Source organism: Chryseobacterium sp. VD8 (assembly GCF_037149975.1).
Lineage (GTDB): Bacteria > Bacteroidota > Bacteroidia > Flavobacteriales > Weeksellaceae > Chryseobacterium > Chryseobacterium indicum.
The window spans coordinates 1-18,584 of sequence record NZ_JBBCQL010000036.1; the positions used below are offsets into that span (position 1 = coordinate 1).

Sequence of the window (18,584 nt, forward strand, 5' to 3'; positions counted from 1 at the left end):
TCAACAAAATTATTGAAGCCTATGAACTGGAAATGGATAAGTATAACCAGGCTTTAGCTGAAATAAAAGCGATGGGCGTTGAGATCAAAGGCTCAAATCCCGGGTTCTACAGAAAAATTGAGAATACTATTTTAAGAAGAAACTGTATTTCTTATATGCTGGAGCAGAATCCTAACGTAGACCTTACCTTCGGTAGAGGGAAATATTACAACAACGGCTATTCTGCAGGAGATGAAACCTTCCTGAATACAGATATTAAAGTAGACGGGAAACTGGATCAGTATGCCGCATTTGCAAAATTCATGGAGCAGGCATTCGAATGGGAGATCATGAGCTACTATTTCTATCCTTACTACTGGGGCGAAAGAAAATCCTGGGCAGACCTATACCAGTTCGATGATAATGATCCTGTTTTCAGAGCATTTATGCAGTCCGGTATGGCAAGGGTTATCGTGACAGTACGTCCGGGATTCGAAGAAGCGGTACGACACTTCCTTGCGACAGGGCAAATCTGGAACGGAGGAGAAGTTCCGGTAATTGATGATCCGCTATTCTTATCCATCGTTGATGAAATGAGATCTCCGAAAGCAACAAAAGAAGGAGAACCGTGGAGAGAAAGAATTCCTACATCGCTTACCATTCTTCAGGCAGATTCTATCGGTTTGAGAGTAGAAAAAGCATTGCCATGCAATTGTGAGCCGGGAGTGAAGTTTGATGATAATTTAGGCGAAATGTGTGCTACAAATTTTGAAATGAATCAAAATCAGGTTGGGCAGGATTCTGATAAATGGATGGAAATAACTTTTGATCAATTGGATGGAGGCTCTTCTATCATTGGGCAGTTGGATGATATTAATGCCTTCCCAAGAGTTTATGAGTGTCTAGGAAATGTAATAACAATCGACAGAGACGCTTCATGGTTACCAACGGATTCTATTTCCAAAATTTACGGAGTTTTAGCAGATGAAATTTCAATGATAGAAGGTGTTGAAGCTTATCCGTATGGTAAAACAGGAATTACACTAAAAGTAAACATTTCTAAAATTCCGCTGTTTACTTTTAGAAAACCTGGAGAAGATGATGGACATGAATTATTGAAATTCTCTGTTAATATCAAAGAATCATACCTTAAAATTTCATCTCCGGAATTTAATAAATACGGACGTGAAAGAATTTTAGACAAGAATGGTCAACTCATTCCTTCTGCGGAATATCTGGATAAAGTACCATTAAGTAAATTCTTGGTATAATCTAAAATTTAGAATTTAAAAAATCTAAAATTTTTAGAAATGAGCCGGGTAAAAACCGAGGCTATTTGGCAGCACGAACAAGTGCTGCCTTATATCCTCACGCGTCTGAAAGACAAGATTAGCGAGATTACTGCCGTAGAAAAGATTCTACTTTTCGGGAGCAGAGGAAGGCTTCCTTTGGAACGCTGGAACGAACTGGAAGGAAAAGACTGGGATGTTTTGGTACAGGCGAAATGCAAACTGAAAAATGCCCATGTTTTGGTTGAAGAGGGTTATCATCTGGATCTTTTGGTCTTGGATGAAAGCCAAACCGAAAAATTTATCCAAAACATGAAAACCAAAGAACTTTTTCCTTTGAATGAATTGGAGTGTTTAATGACTAAAAACGAAGAAAATGGGAAAGTTTGATGACGAATTCGGAGATTTATCCGGATACAAAATACTGTCTTTTGAAGAAGTGACACAAGTGTTTGAAGGAAATAAAAATCCTTTTGCAACAGCAGGTACAAACCGATCTTTTGAGAAAATTTCTTATGATAAAAAATTTGGAGAAGGAGGCAGAGATGATAAATGTGTAGAAACCAAAGGTGATTTTTATTCCGAAAATATGGATTTGAATAAACTTTTGAATGATTTAGATGAACAGGCGAACGAAAAATTCTTCTTCTATTATCAAAACTATGCGTTAGCTACTAAATATAAATTTGTAGGTGGAGAAGGTCCGAAATATATTGAATATCCTACTCCAAAATATATTGAATATACTAAAGGAAATGAGAAGAAGTCTGTTCCGTTAAAAGTAGAACTTAACAAAAGAGCGTGTTTTATCAGTTTGAAAGATTATGGAAGCCGGTTTTATATCAATCCTCAAAAGGAAGAAATTCTTTTTGAACTTAAGTTTGTTTATACCGATTATTTAGATAAACGAGAGTTTAATAATACCACAGGTAAATATGAACTAGAAAAAGAATACAATGCAGTTATTATAAGTACTTCCGATGCCAATGGATATATGGCTTTATCTGAAAAACTGGGACTGAGAAATGATGCCAGAAACGAAATCATTACGATTTTTACAGAAAAAGTAAAAGAAACTCAGAATCCTGTAGATTTGAAATTTTTGTATGAAAATATGCCGGATTTTGTAATAGAAAACTTACTCTCAAAACTAGATGGAAAGTTTAATAATGAAATCATTCTTACCAAGGATAAAAAAACAGGAAAATCAAGGGTAGTAAGTGCAGCTCAAAAATTTATTTGGGAGCATTTAGAAAAACTGGTAAATTATGACGATCTGGGTGCTTTTAGTTGGACTAGAGACTCCAGTGGGGCACTGCTCAACCTATTGAAAGTTTTCAAAAACAGTCAATTTCTTTTTGAAAGCTTTAAAGGAAATCAGGCTATGGTAAAGCGTATTTTTGGAAATATGAATAAAACTTCTATAGCAGGCGGTAGAGAATGGAGCAACAAAACCCTGTTTGCTAATTTTATCACAGCGCTGTGTATTGATAATGCTTTCAATGGCTTAAGAAGACTGGATAAAGAATTTATAATCGGAAATGACTACGCTGTTTCGTCCGGAAATATTTTTCAAAATGAAAAAGATAATGAATTTTTCCTTCAACAGCTGAAAAAGACAACTGAAAAAGTAACAACTAATGCACATGAGTCGTTAAATGAATACACAGAAGTAAAGCTCAAAGAAACGGATGAAGGCAATCTTTACCACCCGATGGATATCGTACGTATAAAATTTTCCGATCTTAAAAGCGAAGAGCAACCATTTCCTTTTGTCTCTGCAATGACGATAAAAGCTTATGCCGAAGAGAGAGACCAACAGTTAAGAGCAGATGCGATACGCATAGGTTTTGATGTATTGGCTATTGTTTTGGGTGTAGTGTTTTTCCCCGCAGGAGGAGCGGTAGGAATAGCTGCAGAAAGTATAGGGATTGGTCTTGCGTTGGCAGATATTGGCATTACAGCCAATAGAGAGGATATTTTGTTAGAACCCGGAGGAAAAGAATTTTTGGAAACCTGGGAAAAAGTTTATCTTGTCGGAGGTTTAACCTTAGCTCCAGTTGTTATGGTGGAGGAAGCCTTTGCCAAAAGTGTATTTTGCTATCTGAAAGCACTGAAAAGCGGAAGCCCCTTATTGCAAGCGTATGAAAAAAGTCTGGGTAAAATTTTGCTACAAAGAGAAATTCTTACCTTTGCCGGGAACACGCTGAAACCCAATACGGAAATAGTCCTAAAGATTTTAGCCTATAACAGCGATAAAATTTCCAAGGCTACCGCTTTTACTTTTAGAAAGTATGATAGTATTTTACTACAACTCTACGAAAAGGGAGCGGTCATCGTAGAAATTGGAGAAAAAGATTACGCTTTGGTTTACAAAGGCGAAAAGCTGATACAGGGAACGTCTAATGATAAAAAAGTTTTAGAGTTTTACAAAAGGCTAAAGAAAAACCAAAAGCGTTTAGGTGAGTTTTTAGAAGAAGTAAGACATGAGGGAGGTGCTTATGGTGAATCCATAATAGCAACAACGGTTAAGACAGAAGTTGACGCATTTGAAGCAGGATTAATACAATTTTCGAAAACAATTACCAAGCCTTTTGAGAAAATGAAAGAAGCAATGCCTTATTTTAACCATTTTTCAGTAGATAATATTGTAAAACAAGTAAGCATGACCAATTGTGGGAATACAGCAGAAGTCATAGTTGAGTTTTTGACGACAGGTAGATTACGTTTGGCTAAGCCTTCAGGATATCAAGACAAAGAAGTAGTGGCTGCAAAATGTGGGGGAGGACGTTTTCAATCCTCAACAATCCCAAGAATGAAAGAATTAATGGAAGAAGGAGATATTGTTGTAATTTATGGTATTAAAAAAAAATACCGAATAAAAGGAACTTTTGAAGACTCCACAATAGGACATTATTTTGTAGGAATGAAAAAGGGAGGAGAATTACATTTATTTGATGGTCAAACGGGTGAATATGTAATTTATGATGTGAGTAGTAATAAAGCTCGTAATTTCCTCAAACGAAATTATGAAGAATTTCAATATACAAAAGTAAAAAAAAATAAAATCAAAAAATAATTTTATGTTAACGGACGAAGAAATGCTTATAATAGCAGAAAAGTATCTAAAAAAGGCTGAGGATGAATCAGGTATTGAGGTAATGATTTTTAGAACTATAGAAAAAAGTTATGGCAATATTTATGAATATTTACCCAAAAAAAGCTATCACATTGGAGGTGCTGCCCCGTTTTTAGTTGAGAAAAAAACAGGGAGAGTAGTTCAATTTGGTTCAGCAGGTATATTAGAAATACAACTAAAAGCCTACGAAAATGGAACTATGTCCACAGCTTTAGACACTTACTGGTATCCAGATGAGGACAGGTTTGATTATAAATAATGCAAAAAATCAATAGCATTGACCATCTACTTTCGGTTGAATTGACCACCAATTATAAAATGAATTGATTTCTGAAAAGTTCCTGTATAATTGAGAAAGTACTGGTCAATTCGAACCGGAATTGCACACTCTGTCAAAATTGAAACATAAGTAGTTAATACCTTGTTATTGCTGGTATTTTTAGTTCTTAGAATTAGAGATTTATTGAATCTAAAAAAATAAATAAGAATAAAATAGGTTGTCTCAGAAAAGAGGCAATCTTTTTGTTTTTCGTAAATTAAAATCGTAAAAACGGGAAAATAATTATGTTAACAGAACAGGAAATCAACCGGATTGCTGAAGATCATATTGATAAATCCGGTAAAAAACCCGGGATTAAGCTTTCTCTTTTCAAAGAAGCTACTACTAAAAAAAATTATGGAATGATTTTTCTATGTAAGCAAAGAATTTTATGAGAAAAGAGATGAAAAGTATAATACATTAGTTGGAAATGTTCTTTTTTTTAGTCAAAAATGTTGATGGAGAAATTATAGAATCTGGCTCCGGCAATACGATCGAATATTACATTCAGGAATACGAAGCAGGAAGATATTGTTAGATTTAAATTTATTAAAATGAAGAACTCTTTTACAGAATATTTAATAAAAAACGGATGGATAGAAGTTAGTTGTTTAACGTATCAGTTTCAAGAAAATAAATCTGTAGAATTGTTTTTTGAAACTTCAAATCAGATCGAGTTATATATCAATAAAAAAAGAATATCCGGAAAATATCTTAAAAGCATTGAAGATTTGGTGAGTTTTTTATCTGATAATAAATTAATCTGACTTACAGAAAATAGCATACTTTTTTGTAAAGAACAAATTCCCACACCTGAAATGTATCAACCCAACCACAAAACATTCCCATACAATTTTATGCTAACTTTGATGTATGAAAAAATTAGAATCAAGAGAGGATATTGAACATCTGGTGAATTCGTTTTATGCTAAAGTCGTTAAAGATGAGGTCATTGGCTTTTTCTTTAATGATATTGCTAAAGTAAAATGGGACAGTCATTTGCCCAAGATGTATTCGTTTTGGGAATCCATCCTTTTCGGGCAGATGTCGTACAAAGGAAATCCGATGGGCGTTCATTTTCCGGTCAATGAAATTCAGGCGATGGAACAGCATCATTTCGATCGTTGGCTGAATCTCTGGAAAACAACGGTTGAAGAAAATTTTGTGGGCGAAAATGCAGATCTGGCAATTTACAAATCTGAAAACATTGCCAAACTGATGGCTTTCAAAATGGAACTCGCAAGAAGACTATAATTGTTTGAAGTTCTGTGTTTTAGGTTTAATTTTTTTAGATTTAAGGCACAATTACCGTGAAAATATAGGCTGCAAGATTTACCAATAAAACCGTTCCATAAAGAATATTCGTTTTTCCGCGGCTTAAAGAAAGCATTACGATAAAAACAGAAAGAGAAAGCAGAATAATATCTTTCTTATCCAGACCTAAAACCAGCGGAATATCATACAAAATACAAACCACAGAAACCGCAGGAATGGTAAGTCCGATACTTGCTAAAGCAGAACCCAGAGCAAGATTTAAACTCGATTGGATCTGATTGCTTCGAGCCGCCCGAATCGCCGCAACACCTTCCGGAAGCAGAACAACCGCCGCGATAATGACTCCGACCAGAGATTTTGGAGCGCCCAAACTCTGCACCATGTTTTCAATTGTAGCAGAAAGTCCTTTTGCCATCATCACAACAATCGCCAGACAAATCACCAGAAAAGTAAAACTGATTGCCGTTTTTGAAACCGAAGGAATATAATTTTCTTCTGATTGCTCTTCCGGAACGATAAAATAATTTCTGTGACGGATCGTCTGTACCATCAGAAACACACCATAAATCACAAGGCAGGCAATAGAAACAAAAATCAGTTGTGCCTGATTATAAAAAGGTCCGTTTACGCTGGAAGTGAAATTCGGAAGAACCAAGGTCAAAATCAGGATGGAAACAATACTAACCAGATAAGTTGTGGCGGAAGTTCTTGCAAAAAACTGTTCGTAATATTTCACGCCGCCCACCAAAATACAGATTCCTAAAATTCCATTAAGAATAAGCATTACCGCGGCAAAAACCGTATCTCTTGCAAGTGTAATCGCCTGATCTCCTCCCGCAACCATCAGCGAAATAATCAGTGCAACTTCAATGATTGTAATACACAGCGCAAGAATAATAGTTCCGAAAGGTTCACCTACTTTATGTGCGACAACTTCCGCGTGATGCACTGCAGATAAAACACTGCCCGTTAATAAAATTCCGGCAATTACATCAGACAGAACACCCGTTCCCATCAGTCCGGAAAAATAATAACCAACTGCGAGAATGGGAAAAATATACGTATAATGTAAAAATTCTTTCAATTTCATAACTGTTTCTAAAATACAAAAAATCAATGACTTTTGAAATATCAAAAGAAAATATTAATGATATTTTAATGATTCCAGAAATAAAAATCCTGAAAATCCGTCAACATATGAAACAGTAGTCCAATGGCTATAATCCTGATATTTCCTTTAAAAAAAAGCATCAAAAAATACACCGCAATGGCGTAGTAAGAATGTAAAAAATGAAAACCGATGCTTCCGCGGTTAGGATCAAATATAGGATTCGCGAAAAGATGATCTGCATCTACAAGCATCGTTGCCAGCAAAATAAGATACACTTTTTTCCAGTTCTTCCTGTAAAAGATCAAAGCAATAAACACGGGAAAAATAAAATGCAGGAAATAATGCGTAACGGTTTTTAGTAAGGTAATATGCGAAGCATCCATTGATTTTTATTTTTTTACCACCTTAAAATCAAAGGAAGGTCATCTTTTTTAAACTGTACTTTCAGACAATAATCCTGATCTCTGTTTCCGTAAAAAATATAATCAATATCGGAAATCATCTTCTTTTCCTTAGGTGATAATGTTTTTAAAAAAGACAGCAATAACGGATTATTTTTTACAAAAATATAATTTTCATTCAGATTGAAAGACTGCTGAACTGGTTTTCTTGTAGATTTTATTTCAAAACCTTTGCTATTCTGAATGATGAGGTTAGGCTGAAAAGGAATTGCTGTGAACTGATTCTGGGCATTGATCCATTTTTTATTCTGAAAATACAGTTCCGTCTTTTCAGGGTTTGAGCTTTGAAAATCAATGATATAATTCGGTTGGATGATCTTTTGGAATATTTTCTTTTCAACTTCATTAAAATTATCATCGTAGCTGTAAGTAATGATCGTGTCATTCTCCTCTTCCAGATGTACAGAAGTTTTCATCCGATTAATGGATGAAGAATCTGCAAATGTTTTATCAAAAAAAGAACTAAAAATTTTAATATTTTCAGCATCCAGTTCTGTTTCTAAAAAAGAATTGGTCTTTAATAGTTTTGAAATAGCAGGAGAGGGGTCGTAAGAATCAGACTGATTTCTGATTTCAATTTCATCATGTTTCAATTCGACAGAAAGATTGTGGCTGCCCTTTTTTGTGTTCAGAATAATACTTCCCAATCCATTGGTAACGAGTGCGTTTGCATCAAAAAGATTTGCCTGAAAACTGTGAAATAACTGGTTGTTAATTCGCTCAAAATCATCATTGGAACTTCCGATAATAAGGTTTCCTCCAAAAATTTTAATAAAAACCTGATCTTTCCTGAACATCTGATTTCCCAGATCCGTAAACTTCTGCTGTTCCAGAAACAATAAAAAAGTCTTCCTGTCTTCCAGTTCAAAAACACTGTACCAGTTCGAAACTTTTGAATTTTTCAGATGAAAAGCCTGTAAAAAATCGGGAATTTTCACTCCCGATTCTTTAAAAGATATTTTGTTTTTCTCTTTGCTTTCAAACCATAAAGAAGGATGCCCTGCAAGACTGTAAACATATTCTCTTGTCAGCTTTTTTGTATCGATCAGAATGATCGCATCTGCTTCCTGCGGAGAAAAAATCTTCGTATTTTGTTTATGGTAAAAAACGAAATACATCATCCCCGCAAAAAGTAAAATAACGAAGACAAAAAGTTTCTTTTTCATTATAAAATAGGCTGCTTTTTATCAGATTCTTTCATTTTATATACTTCATCAAAAACATCGAAGAAATACATTAAGCTGTTTTCCGAAGCATTTTTAATGTTGTAATTAACTTCTGTTTCTATTTTTTCTCCTTTGGCTTCTGTTTTAAAATACACTTCGCCCAGATTTTTCTTCAGAAGATTCAGTGTTTTTCTTTCCGACGAAGTTTTAAACTCTTTCTCAAGTCCGACCATTAGTTTCTGAATGTCAAACCTTCCCGACAAAGGATATTTCGCCGAATCTTTTGCCCATTTTTCAGAGATTTCCGACTGGTTTTTAGCTGAAATATTCTCTGTTGAGGTCGTTGCGTATACAATTCCGTCCTTTACCGTAAAGAATAACTTGTCGAAATATCCGTCATTTTTTCCTTCACTGAAGGCATAGAAATCTCCGTTTTTAGAGAATTTCTTAGCCGTCACTTTATTTGTGGTCAGCATATCGAAAATACGGTTCCAGTACCCTTCATTTTCCGTAGCAAAAGCAAACGTGAAATTCGGAACAGCGATTTCCTTGGTTTTCTTCACTTCCTTTTCATTATAATCATCATCGTATTCATAATCGGTGTATTCTACGGTTTTGGATTTCAGTTCGTTAAGGACGAAAATTCCGTTCCCGGGTGCGATCTTGGTAATGGCCTTTTCATCCAGAACAATCTTCATGGTTTCCATTAGAAGTTCCATTTCTTTCTGATAATCGCCTTCTCCGGAATCTTTCAACAGGCTGTACATCACATCAAAATATTTATTTCCGTCTACATTAATAGCGTAATATCCGATGCTTTTATCGTTGATGAGAGCCGTCAGTTTTTTATTCTTTTTCCCTCTGTAAACAGAATTGATGCTCTTCTGAACCGCTTCATTTTTATGCTGATAACTGTTCACCATTCTTACTTTATCGTTATCAAAATACAGATTATAAGAAGAATTGGAATTGTATGCTTTCCCCATAAGATTTCCGAAAGGGTAGTGGCTCATAATTTTACCGTATGCTCCGTTGTTTACAATTCTTCCGTAATCCGTATACACAAAAACATCAGAAGTACCGTCCCGGAAAGATAAGATGTCTTTCGAAACATCAAGTTCCAGCGTAGAATTAAAATAATCATCAAAATCCTTTTCCGCCAGTTTTTTGGTGATCTTAAACTTTTCGATCTTCAGAGAATCCATCTGTTTCAGATAAATGCTGTCTTCTTCCGTCTCCTCATCCATTTCTTCCTCCATATGCGGAAGCGTGTATTCGCTTTCCTTTTCAGAATAATTTTTGTCACTCGAATCTTTTTCTTCTTCAGGATATTTGTGATGCTTTTCCAGATATTTAATGTCTTTTTGTTTTTTGGCAATTTCCGCCTGATATTCTTTAATGTCTTCCTTTAGATACTGAATATCATCTTTCAGATATTTAATCTCTTCTTTGTAATCGAATGCTTTTTCTGCGTATGCACTGTCAACCGCAACAGCTGCGCTGTCCATAACAGCTGCTGCTGCACTGTCAATTGTTACAGCAGCACTGTCTGCTGTCATTTCATCATTCCATTCAGCAGAGGGTTTGTCATAACCGATAAGCTTCAGAACCGCCTGCTTATCGTTCCATGCAACAAACAATTCATCATCGAGATTAACGTAAGAGTAATTTTTTCGTTTCGAAATTTCCAGTCCTTTTTTCTTGGATGAATTAATGAATTCCTGAAATTTTTCTTTGTTATCCAGCAGAAAATGAGCGGTATACGTTTTTACGGAATCGTTGAAATTGGCATAATGATATTGTGTGGCATCGTATTTTATCCCGGTTTTGGAATAATCGTTCCACGAAGCCTGTTTTTCTTTATCTTCTTTGGCTACTTCAAGCAAAAAAGGATTCAGTTTCTGCCAGTTGATTTTCTGGTTAAGCTGCTTTCCGTTAATTTCCATATAAAAAAGAACGTCTTTTGGAAGCTTCATTTTCTGTTGTGAAAAGATGGAGCTGAAAGCAAAAAGTAAAAGTAAAATTTGTGTTTTTTGTAAAATAGATTTCATGGTTGTCGATTGAAATTATTGAAAGAGAATGGTATTTTGTAATTGTTTTTTCTGAAGGATAAAATCCAGAACGTTGGCCTCCAGTTTTACCGCCTTTTTGTTTGGGGAAAGCAGGTAAGAATTATTGGTCTGGGATTTTATGGTATTTTCAAACTGCATCACGGAAGTGTATTTCGCATCGTTGAAGACTTCCTTATCTGCTTTGCTCATCTTGTCGTAATCATTTTTAAAACTGCTCACTTTATTTCTGGTGAATGTTTTTTTCTCCGGACTCTGACTGTAAAGCTGTACCGGAACCATTTTTCCAACGATGTTTTTCGCTTTCAGCTGTTCCAGTCCGGCATTGATGTTTTCAATTTTCTTAAAATTACAGCTTAGTTTGATAATGTAGTTGTCAAAATCCATTGAAGTCTTCACATTCGAAATTCCGGGAGTTGCTTTAAAAATTCTTGCCGCTTCATTAATTTTAGCTTCAATTTCAGACCTTTTGGGAACTTTTTTACCGTTAATTGTTTCCATTTTCGAGATGGAAGCCAATCTTGTCTTGCTTTTACTGGCGTTTAGAATAAGCGAATATTCTCCACTGCCGTCTGCTTTTACGTTGATTTTGTCTAAAATATCAAAACAGCTTGTAAGCAGCAATAGAGGCAATAATAAGAACATCTTTTTAATAATGTTTTTCATATTTGAGTTTTATTATGTTTAAATTTTGCGGTTAAATAAAGTTGTTGTTTTAAATTCTGCCTTTCAGATAATCCTGCCGGAGATCTTCGTCTAATTTTTCAATAGCGTACCGAAGACTCGTTCTCGGCATTTCTTTGTAATGTTTATTCAGGAAATTAATTAATTCCGCTTCGTTTTTTTCTCCCATTTCTCGAAGCAGCCAGCCGTTGGCTTTGTGCATCAGATCATGGGTGTGTTTCAGATTTTTGGTAACGAATTCTTTGGTAAGATCAAACGATCCTTTTTTTACATAATGCATCGTTCCCACAACAGCTATTCTTTTATGCCACATTTCTTCAGAATCCGAAAGTGTTCTCAGTATTTCATCTTTCTGATTTTCAAAAGCATAGCGTCCCAGAATTTTATAACAGCTTGAATCTACCAGATCCCAGTTGTTAATGTGCTGTAAATGATTCAGATAAAACTCAACAATGTCATCTTTTACCGCTTTATCCTTTGTTTTTTCAAATTTAGAAATTAACATGAATAAAGCCGTCAATCTGTGTTCATGATATTGGGAAGACAGTAATTTGCTGAGTTCCTCCATCGAAACTCCGGCATAGAATTCTTTTGCAACAGAACGCTGATCCGGAACTTTTACTCCTAAAAACAAATCGCCTTCTCCATATTCTCCTTTTCCATTTTTGAAAAATTTAGCAGAAGAATCTGCTTTTTCGGGAATTGAAAGCTCATTTAAAGCTTCTTTTATTTCTTTTAAAATTATACTCATTTGATAATTAGTAATTTAGTCAACATTATGTAAAGCAACACCTTCCTGTTCCTCTTCTTCTTTTGCAATCTTTTTCGGATTGGCAACTTTGGCAATCGTAAGTCCTTGAACAATAATCGAAAACACAACTACACAGTAAGTAATGCTTAAAACAATCGTACTGTTTTCATTTTTCGGAATAGAGAGCGCCAGAGCAATCGAAACTCCGCCGCGAATTCCTCCCCAAACCAAAACTTTTACCGTTTGCGGACTGAATCTTGTTCTGAAAGACATGAATTTAGTAGGTCCCCAAATTGAAATAAACCTTGCCAGTAAAACTACGGCAATCGCTACTAATCCCGGAATCATATAATGGCTTAAGTCTTTGATCATCAGTAACTCAAATCCGATAAAAAGAAATAGAACAGCATTCAGGATTTCGTCGATAAGTTCCCAGAATTTGATCAGATAATCCTGTGTTACAGATTTCATTTTGAATTTCACATTAAAATTACCCATGAACAATCCGGCGGCAACCATGGTTAAAGGTCCCGAAATATGCATCTGTCTTGCAATAAGATAGCCTCCCATTACTACAGAAAGCGTTACCAGTACGGAAATAATATAATCGTCCACTTCACGCATCAGTCGGGAAGTAATCCACCCCAGAACAACACCGAGTAAAAGTCCGCCGCCTGCTTCTTTCAGCAATAATAGACCGATGCTTTCCATATTCAGTGTTACTTCGTTTCCTATTGCAAGCTGAAGAACAACTGTGAAAACCACCACCGCCATCCCGTCATTAAAAAGCGATTCTCCGGCAACTTTGGTTTCCAGAGATTTTGAAACATTTGCCTGTTTTAAGATACTGAGAACAGCAACAGGATCGGTAGGAGAGATCAGTGCGCCAAAAAGCAGACAGTAGATAAATGGCAGCGAGATCCCGACAAGAGGCAACAGATAATACATGCCGAAACCCACTACAAAAGTAGAAATCACAACTCCTGCCGTTGAAAAAATCACGACAGGAACAAACTGCTCTTTGAGATCGTCGATATTAATATGAATTCCTCCCGCAAACAGAAGGAAATTTAGCATGGCACCCATCAGAACTTCTGTAAAGTCGATCCCCGTCATTAAATTGTGAAGATGCCCGAAAGTTCTCGGCAAAACCGTTTCTCCGAAGGAAACTAAAAATATGGAAACCACAATGGCGATCACCATAATTCCGATGGTACTCGGAAGCTTCAGAAATCTGTAATTAAGGTATGAAAATATGGATGCTAAAACAATTAAGGCTGAAAATGAATAGTATAATTCCACTAATTTGGTGTTTAAATTTTTTTGTGATTAATAATCGATGTATAATACTTTGATGTAGATTTTATTCCCGTCTTTTTCCCAGATATCAAGAATTCCATCTTTTACAGATTTTGATCCTCGTGTATATTCCTTTCCAAGATTCAGAATGTTCAGCAGAATATATTCGTCGCCTACTGAATTCACGAGATACGGTGTTTTTTCTGTTTTTCCGTCTCCGGAAGACTTCATTCCGTCGGTTAACGCACGAAACTGACTAAGATGATACAGAAAATTTTCTCCGTCTTTAATGCTGTCATAGGCTTTGAGAAGAATCAGCAGAATATCCAGATTGGTAGGATCTTTATCATACAACGCTTTTCCCTGTTTAATGCAGTCCTGAAAATTATTATTTTTGTAAGCATCGGCTAAGCTTTTAAACGCTTCATCCGTTGTAAAAAGCAGATCTTCTCTGAAGTTTCTTCCATAGTAAAGATGTTGCGTTTCAAGCGTGTCTAAAGATTTAGGATAGGCTTTGTATTTAAAAATCAGCTTGTTGTAGTTGTATTGGGACTTCTCGCTTTTAAGGTCTTTCTCAATTGCTTTGAAATCTATTTTTGATTTCTGGGCAAAACCATTAAGCGAAATCAGAAGAAACAGGAGAAAAAAGTAATGTTTCATCGGTTCTTTTCTATTTTGTATTTGTTGTATAAAACGAGCATGACAAATCCTAAAACCAGCCGGAACAAAGCGGGCATAAAATAGGTTCCGGAAATATATCGGTCGTTGGATATTTTTTCGTAAAGAAAATAAATCAATAAACAGAAAGGAGAAAGCAAACCTTTGCCGTAGAGATAGATTTTAAAGAAAAGATGATTAAATTTAAGGTCTGTAAAGAATGATAACAGTGCCAACAGGCAAACTGCGACCGTTATCATTCCTAAAATCTTTACTATCAGAATATCCGTTTCTTTGCTGATTCCTCCGATGCTTCCCAAGAAATTAATTCCTACCACGATCAGAAAAAAGTAATAGAATATATTGTTGGAAAACAGTCTGTTCATGAATTATTGGTCTTCATGATTTTTTTCTGCACTTTCTTCCTCATCGTTATCGAAATATTCGAAAAGGAAATCGTTGTACGGGAATCTGGAAATATGGATCTTCATCACTTCATCATAGATCAGCTTTTTCATTTCCGGGAAATTTTCTTTCGTAATGGCAGAGATGAAAACCGTTGGATATTTGGATTTTGCCATCCATGTTTTTTTCCATTCCTCCAGAGAAATATTCTTTTTCGTAGATGGCGTTAAATCGTCCTCGTCTTTTTTCTCATAGCTGAAATCATCAATCTTATTGAAAACCATAATCATAGGTTTCTGATGGGCATTGATCTCCATTAAGATCTGATTGACAGAATCAATATGGTCTTCAAAGCTTTCATGAGAAATATCCACTACGTGAATCAGCAGATCCGCTTCACGAACCTCATCCAAGGTAGATTTAAACGACTCAACCAATTGGGTAGGTAGTTTTCTGATGAATCCAACCGTATCCGTTAAAAGGAATGGTAAATTTCCGATCACAACTTTTCTTACCGTCGTGTCCAATGTGGCGAAAAGTTTATTTTCTGCAAAAACTTCAGATTTAGACAAAGCATTCATCAATGTAGATTTCCCGACGTTGGTGTATCCTACCAAAGCGACACGAACTACTTTTCCGCGGTTATTTCTCTGGGTTGCCATCTGTTTATCGATGGTTTTCAGCTTGTCTTTTAACAATGAAATTCTGTCGCGAATGATACGTCTGTCGGTTTCGATTTCCGTTTCTCCGGGACCTCTCATCCCGATTCCCCCTTTCTGGCGTTCAAGGTGGGTCCACATTCTCGTTAGTCGGGGTAAAAGATATTGATATTGAGCGAGTTCTACCTGTGTTCTTGCGTAGGATGTGGTGGCTCTCTGGGCAAAAATATCAAGAATAAGATTGGTTCGGTCTAAGATTTTGACTTCCATTTCTTTCTCGAGGTTTTTAAGCTGCGAAGGAGATAATTCGTCGTCAAAAATAACGGTTCCTATATTGTTTTCTTTTACATATTCTTTAATTTCCTGCGCTTTACCGCTTCCGATGAATGTTTTAGAGTCCGGCTGCGTAAGCTTTTGTGTAAAACGCTTATCTGCCGTTGCGCCGGCTGTAAAGGCTAAAAACTCCAGCTCATCCATATATTCCTGAAGTTTATCCTCATCCTGATGCTGTGTAACAACACCTACCAAAACTGCCTTTTCGTAATTATGTTCTTTCTTTTCTAGCATTAAATTCTGTCTGTATTTGTGAGATTTACAAGATACTATTTTTCATGAAAAAATCCAAGACGAATTTTTTGTGGTAGGTATGGCGGGCTTTCCGGCAGAATTCTGAAAAAGCGGATTTTGATGCCCGTGAACGATGCTAAGGAGGGGGAGAGTTATAAAGTTTAAAAGATACTTAAAAGAAAGATTTATAGATTTTTATGAAAATGTAGTTGAGTTATGTCGGTGCTATCTAAACTCTATTAAATTAATAAAGTTCTTATTATCAAGAGGAATACTTCTTTTCTATACATAAAAAAATGCCCCTGAAAAGTGTTTAACTTTTTGGGGCAGTCCAGATCGGAGGATCTTTTTACAATATTGCATCTGTAACAGCACTACGTGTATCAAAACTTGTTTTAAAATTATTAAAGACATCAATTTTTCCTAAGGAGATTTTGTCAAAATCCAATTCAAATTTATCATTGATATAATTTTTCGCATTAATTAAGTTATACCATCTTTGGGGAAGAACAAAATCTTCGTAATGAATGTATTCTTGTAATAAATTGGTAAATATGAACTCTCCATCTGTAAAATACACCAAAGAGTATTCAGTTTTAAGGGTATAAACATTTAATCTTGGCAAAGTAGTTGCAACGATTGGAACACAATTATTTAGATAATTACATAATTTACTCCTTACATCTTGTGTGTAAAGTCCTCTTTTCTTAAAATGTTTTATTGATGGAAATTCGTCTCTATTAATTACAGAATCTTCTTTAATAATCTCTTCTTTAAAAACAGAAATACCCCTGTAATCCCATGATATATAATTCATATACGCTCTTTATTTGCTATTTATTTATGGGTTTAAAATTAATCATACTTTCAGATTGGCTTAAAACAGGCTTTCCTTGAGAATTCACTGGATAAACTTCGCTGGCGCGAGCATCTTGCTATTAAGTATTAATATCTGTTTTTAAAATATCTTCAAAATCATCACAATAATTTCTTGCACTGCTGTATTCCATTCCCAAGGTTCTACTGCAAAACCGCTTTCTACCGGGTTTTGGTGAGCATAATTTAATTTTTGTTCGAATACCTTCAAAGGCTATATCTCAATAGGTTCGTTATTTTGTTGCCATAACTGATAATTTGTGACATTGGAACTTGTGCTCCTACCTTTTTCATCATTCATAAAAGCCACTCTTTCCGGCTTTCTTGGTTGTTTTCCTGTATAGATTTGATAAGCTTTCTGGAAGTAAATCCTTTAAAATCCCGGATCAGCTCAGAAGGTTTTCCTTATGCTGATCGAAAGATTAGATGGATGTGGCTTGGCATTATATAATACCCAAAAATAATCATCCCTTTATTTTTTCTACAATAGTCTAACGCATCAATCACAATATCAAAATACTCTATTCTTGTAAAAAGATCTATCTAAAAAACCGTAGCAAAGCTTATAAAATAAGCTCCTTCTTTTTCGTGAAATTTGTATTTTCTGCTCATGAGCTTTATACTATTTTACTGTTGAGGACACGAGCGGGACGCTCGCGCCAGTAGGGGAAATTATAGTATGCAAACTTATCAAAACTTCTATATTTAAAATCTACTCTAAATCTGGAAATACATACTTCTTCAATTCGTTGTTATAATAAACATTAATAGAAGGAACTTCCATATTATGATTCTCGAAAAACCACTTTCTAAACATATAATACATACCTTCTGGTTGATAGTCACAAAAATTATAATCTAAGCTTTCTATTGAAAAGCATATTGGAGAAATTTTTACATATTGAACTACACTTTTCACTCCTTTTATTAAATATTTCAAAGAAGCATTATCAATAACTTTTTCGTTCATTTTTAAAAAAATTAAAGGATATACTTCATAAGTATCATTATCTTTTTCAAAATTTAGTAATTCTTTTATATTATAAAAGATTGCGATGCCCCAACTTGTTTTTAGTATTGTAAATCTGTTCATTATTTTTTAAATTGTAATTCTTTAAAGACACTTTTATCAAAATAGTGTTCATCACCCATCCTTTTTCTTTATTATTGCTTGCTGATTATAATCCGCGAGATCGGGAAAAATTTATTGATTTTATGAGAAAATGTAGTTGGGTTATAGCGAGGCTTTCTAAACTCCTGTTAAATTAATAAAATGCTCATTACCAAGACTTATTTTCTGTACATAAAAAATGCCCCTGAAAAGTGTGTAACTTTTTGGGGCAATCCAAAAACTGTGGATTTTTTATTGTTGCTCACGGATTATAAATCCGCGAGATCGGGTTCTTGGAAGTCTTTGAGGTGCCAGAGGATAATATTTATCCGTATCAAAAGAACTGAAATAAGTTTTTGTTAAGAATCAGATATATTTTCTATCATCTTTTTCAACTCTTCTAATTTTTCTAAAAGAATATCAAATGATTCTTCGGGATATTTATTGTTTATTAAATCTTTTGGACAATATGTATAATCCATTATGTTTTCAAATGGGTAATTCATTATATTTTTAATATCATTTAGACTTATATCTTTTTTGTCAGCGAGATTAATATATTCTTTGAAATAACATGCTCCAACTTCTACAATTCCAGACTCCCAAAACTGGATTGTTACAGATATCCAAGATGAAAAATTTAGACATAACCCACCCTTACCTAATATTGTAGGGACTAAATCTGTTAGTGTAGAATCCTCAAATTTAAATTTAGCTTCTAATTCTTTTTTTAATTGTGATAATACCGCTTTTATTTTTTCTTTCAT

The 18,584-nt window shown here is 34.9% G+C and carries 18 protein-coding genes and 2 pseudogenes; 6 read left to right on the forward strand and 14 right to left on the reverse strand.

Features of this window, described 5'->3' with window-relative positions; translation table 11 throughout:
- The 6 genes and pseudogenes from WFK35_RS06220 to WFK35_RS06245 form a co-directional block, all read left to right on the forward strand.
- A pseudogene (locus tag WFK35_RS06220) lies at nucleotides 1–1,250 on the forward strand (hypothetical protein); the annotation flags it as partial.
- 39 nt (nucleotides 1,251–1,289) lie between these two features.
- Nucleotides 1,290–1,658 carry a hypothetical protein gene (locus WFK35_RS06225; protein ID WP_336731878.1) on the forward strand — a complete coding sequence of 123 codons (369 nt, stop codon included), beginning with the start codon at nucleotides 1,290–1,292 and terminating at the stop codon, nucleotides 1,656–1,658.
- Nucleotides 1,645–4,347, forward strand: a complete 2,703-nt coding sequence (locus WFK35_RS06230; RefSeq protein WP_336731879.1) for a hypothetical protein — start codon at nucleotides 1,645–1,647, stop codon at nucleotides 4,345–4,347. The genes WFK35_RS06225 and WFK35_RS06230 overlap by 14 nt, the downstream gene beginning before the upstream one ends.
- Before the next feature lie 4 nt (nucleotides 4,348–4,351).
- The gene (locus WFK35_RS06235; RefSeq protein ID WP_336731880.1) at nucleotides 4,352–4,666 is read left to right on the forward strand and encodes a hypothetical protein; all 315 of its coding nucleotides are present in this window, start codon (nucleotides 4,352–4,354) and stop codon (nucleotides 4,664–4,666) included.
- Between the two features lie 614 nt (nucleotides 4,667–5,280).
- On the forward strand, nucleotides 5,281–5,493 hold the full coding sequence (locus WFK35_RS06240) for a hypothetical protein (protein ID WP_336731881.1): 213 nt from the start codon (nucleotides 5,281–5,283) through the stop codon (nucleotides 5,491–5,493).
- Nucleotides 5,494–5,599: 106 nt separating this feature from the next.
- Nucleotides 5,600–5,980 carry a group III truncated hemoglobin gene (locus tag WFK35_RS06245; protein ID WP_336731882.1) on the forward strand — a complete coding sequence of 127 codons (381 nt, stop codon included), beginning with the start codon at nucleotides 5,600–5,602 and terminating at the stop codon, nucleotides 5,978–5,980.
- Between the two features lie 40 nt (nucleotides 5,981–6,020).
- Here the strand turns inward: WFK35_RS06245 and WFK35_RS06250 are convergent, their stop codons facing one another.
- The 14 genes and pseudogenes from WFK35_RS06250 to WFK35_RS06315 all read right to left on the reverse strand — a co-directional run bounded on the left by WFK35_RS06250 (nucleotide 6,021) and on the right by WFK35_RS06315 (nucleotide 18,584).
- Nucleotides 6,021–7,091, reverse strand: a complete 1,071-nt coding sequence (locus WFK35_RS06250) for a calcium:proton antiporter (RefSeq protein ID WP_336690296.1) — start codon at nucleotides 7,089–7,091, stop codon at nucleotides 6,021–6,023.
- A gap of 65 nt (nucleotides 7,092–7,156) precedes the next feature.
- Entirely contained in the window at nucleotides 7,157–7,495 is a 339-nt protein-coding gene (locus WFK35_RS06255; protein WP_336731883.1) for a DUF6122 family protein, read from the reverse strand.
- Between the two features lie 14 nt (nucleotides 7,496–7,509).
- Complete coding sequence (locus WFK35_RS06260) at nucleotides 7,510–8,739, reverse strand: hypothetical protein (RefSeq protein WP_336731884.1); 1,230 nt, start codon at nucleotides 8,737–8,739, stop codon at nucleotides 7,510–7,512.
- A complete protein-coding gene (locus tag WFK35_RS06265; protein ID WP_336731885.1) occupies nucleotides 8,739–10,790 on the reverse strand; it encodes a hypothetical protein in 2,052 nt (683 codons plus the stop codon). The genes WFK35_RS06260 and WFK35_RS06265 overlap by 1 nt, the downstream gene beginning before the upstream one ends.
- Before the next feature lie 15 nt (nucleotides 10,791–10,805).
- On the reverse strand, nucleotides 10,806–11,474 hold the full coding sequence (locus WFK35_RS06270) for a hypothetical protein (RefSeq protein WP_336731886.1): 669 nt from the start codon (nucleotides 11,472–11,474) through the stop codon (nucleotides 10,806–10,808).
- Between the two features lie 49 nt (nucleotides 11,475–11,523).
- Entirely contained in the window at nucleotides 11,524–12,243 is a 720-nt protein-coding gene (locus WFK35_RS06275; protein ID WP_336731887.1) for a DNA alkylation repair protein, read from the reverse strand.
- Nucleotides 12,244–12,258: 15 nt separating this feature from the next.
- On the reverse strand, nucleotides 12,259–13,545 hold the full coding sequence (locus tag WFK35_RS06280; protein ID WP_336690290.1) for a cation:proton antiporter: 1,287 nt from the start codon (nucleotides 13,543–13,545) through the stop codon (nucleotides 12,259–12,261).
- A gap of 27 nt (nucleotides 13,546–13,572) precedes the next feature.
- Complete coding sequence (locus tag WFK35_RS06285) at nucleotides 13,573–14,202, reverse strand: DUF4919 domain-containing protein (protein ID WP_336731888.1); 630 nt, start codon at nucleotides 14,200–14,202, stop codon at nucleotides 13,573–13,575.
- Complete coding sequence (locus WFK35_RS06290; RefSeq protein ID WP_336731890.1) at nucleotides 14,199–14,585, reverse strand: hypothetical protein; 387 nt, start codon at nucleotides 14,583–14,585, stop codon at nucleotides 14,199–14,201. The genes WFK35_RS06285 and WFK35_RS06290 overlap by 4 nt, the downstream gene beginning before the upstream one ends.
- 3 nt (nucleotides 14,586–14,588) lie before the next feature.
- The gene (hflX, locus tag WFK35_RS06295) at nucleotides 14,589–15,830 is read right to left on the reverse strand and encodes a GTPase HflX (RefSeq protein ID WP_336731891.1); all 1,242 of its coding nucleotides are present in this window, start codon (nucleotides 15,828–15,830) and stop codon (nucleotides 14,589–14,591) included.
- A 349-nt stretch (nucleotides 15,831–16,179) separates the two neighbouring features.
- Complete coding sequence (locus WFK35_RS06300) at nucleotides 16,180–16,647, reverse strand: hypothetical protein (protein WP_336731892.1); 468 nt, start codon at nucleotides 16,645–16,647, stop codon at nucleotides 16,180–16,182.
- Nucleotides 16,648–16,768: 121 nt separating this feature from the next.
- Nucleotides 16,769–17,318: pseudogene (locus tag WFK35_RS06305) on the reverse strand (REP-associated tyrosine transposase).
- Between the two features lie 100 nt (nucleotides 17,319–17,418).
- Nucleotides 17,419–17,799: a hypothetical protein gene (locus WFK35_RS06310; RefSeq protein ID WP_336731893.1), complete on the reverse strand. Its 381-nt coding sequence runs from the start codon at nucleotides 17,797–17,799 to the stop codon at nucleotides 17,419–17,421.
- Nucleotides 17,800–18,176: 377 nt separating this feature from the next.
- Nucleotides 18,177–18,584 (reverse strand): hypothetical protein, encoded by a 408-nt coding sequence (locus tag WFK35_RS06315; protein ID WP_336731894.1) that lies wholly within the window; start codon nucleotides 18,582–18,584, stop codon nucleotides 18,177–18,179.

Excerpts from the sequence above, each read along its gene's own strand:
- WFK35_RS06235 (WP_336731880.1), top strand. The coding sequence starts at position 4,352 with ATGTTAACGGACGAAGAAATGCTTATAATAGCAGAAAAGTATCTAAAA.
- WFK35_RS06250 (WP_336690296.1), bottom strand. The coding sequence starts at position 7,091 with ATGAAATTGAAAGAATTTTTACATTATACGTATATTTTTCCCATTCTC.
- WFK35_RS06245 (WP_336731882.1), top strand. The coding sequence starts at position 5,600 with ATGAAAAAATTAGAATCAAGAGAGGATATTGAACATCTGGTGAATTCG.
- WFK35_RS06300 (WP_336731892.1), bottom strand. The coding sequence starts at position 16,647 with ATGAATTATATATCATGGGATTACAGGGGTATTTCTGTTTTTAAAGAA.
- WFK35_RS06310 (WP_336731893.1), bottom strand. The coding sequence starts at position 17,799 with ATGAACAGATTTACAATACTAAAAACAAGTTGGGGCATCGCAATCTTT.
- WFK35_RS06240 (WP_336731881.1), top strand. The coding sequence starts at position 5,281 with ATGAAGAACTCTTTTACAGAATATTTAATAAAAAACGGATGGATAGAA.
- WFK35_RS06275 (WP_336731887.1), bottom strand. The coding sequence starts at position 12,243 with ATGAGTATAATTTTAAAAGAAATAAAAGAAGCTTTAAATGAGCTTTCA.
- WFK35_RS06260 (WP_336731884.1), bottom strand. The coding sequence starts at position 8,739 with ATGAAAAAGAAACTTTTTGTCTTCGTTATTTTACTTTTTGCGGGGATG.
- WFK35_RS06290 (WP_336731890.1), bottom strand. The coding sequence starts at position 14,585 with ATGAACAGACTGTTTTCCAACAATATATTCTATTACTTTTTTCTGATC.
- WFK35_RS06270 (WP_336731886.1), bottom strand. The coding sequence starts at position 11,474 with ATGAAAAACATTATTAAAAAGATGTTCTTATTATTGCCTCTATTGCTG.
- WFK35_RS06230 (WP_336731879.1), top strand. The coding sequence starts at position 1,645 with ATGGGAAAGTTTGATGACGAATTCGGAGATTTATCCGGATACAAAATA.
- WFK35_RS06315 (WP_336731894.1), bottom strand. The coding sequence starts at position 18,584 with ATGAAAGAAAAAATAAAAGCGGTATTATCACAATTAAAAAAAGAATTA.
- WFK35_RS06265 (WP_336731885.1), bottom strand. The coding sequence starts at position 10,790 with ATGAAATCTATTTTACAAAAAACACAAATTTTACTTTTACTTTTTGCT.
- hflX (WP_336731891.1), bottom strand. The coding sequence starts at position 15,830 with ATGCTAGAAAAGAAAGAACATAATTACGAAAAGGCAGTTTTGGTAGGT.
- WFK35_RS06285 (WP_336731888.1), bottom strand. The coding sequence starts at position 14,202 with ATGAAACATTACTTTTTTCTCCTGTTTCTTCTGATTTCGCTTAATGGT.
- WFK35_RS06225 (WP_336731878.1), top strand. The coding sequence starts at position 1,290 with ATGAGCCGGGTAAAAACCGAGGCTATTTGGCAGCACGAACAAGTGCTG.
- WFK35_RS06255 (WP_336731883.1), bottom strand. The coding sequence starts at position 7,495 with ATGGATGCTTCGCATATTACCTTACTAAAAACCGTTACGCATTATTTC.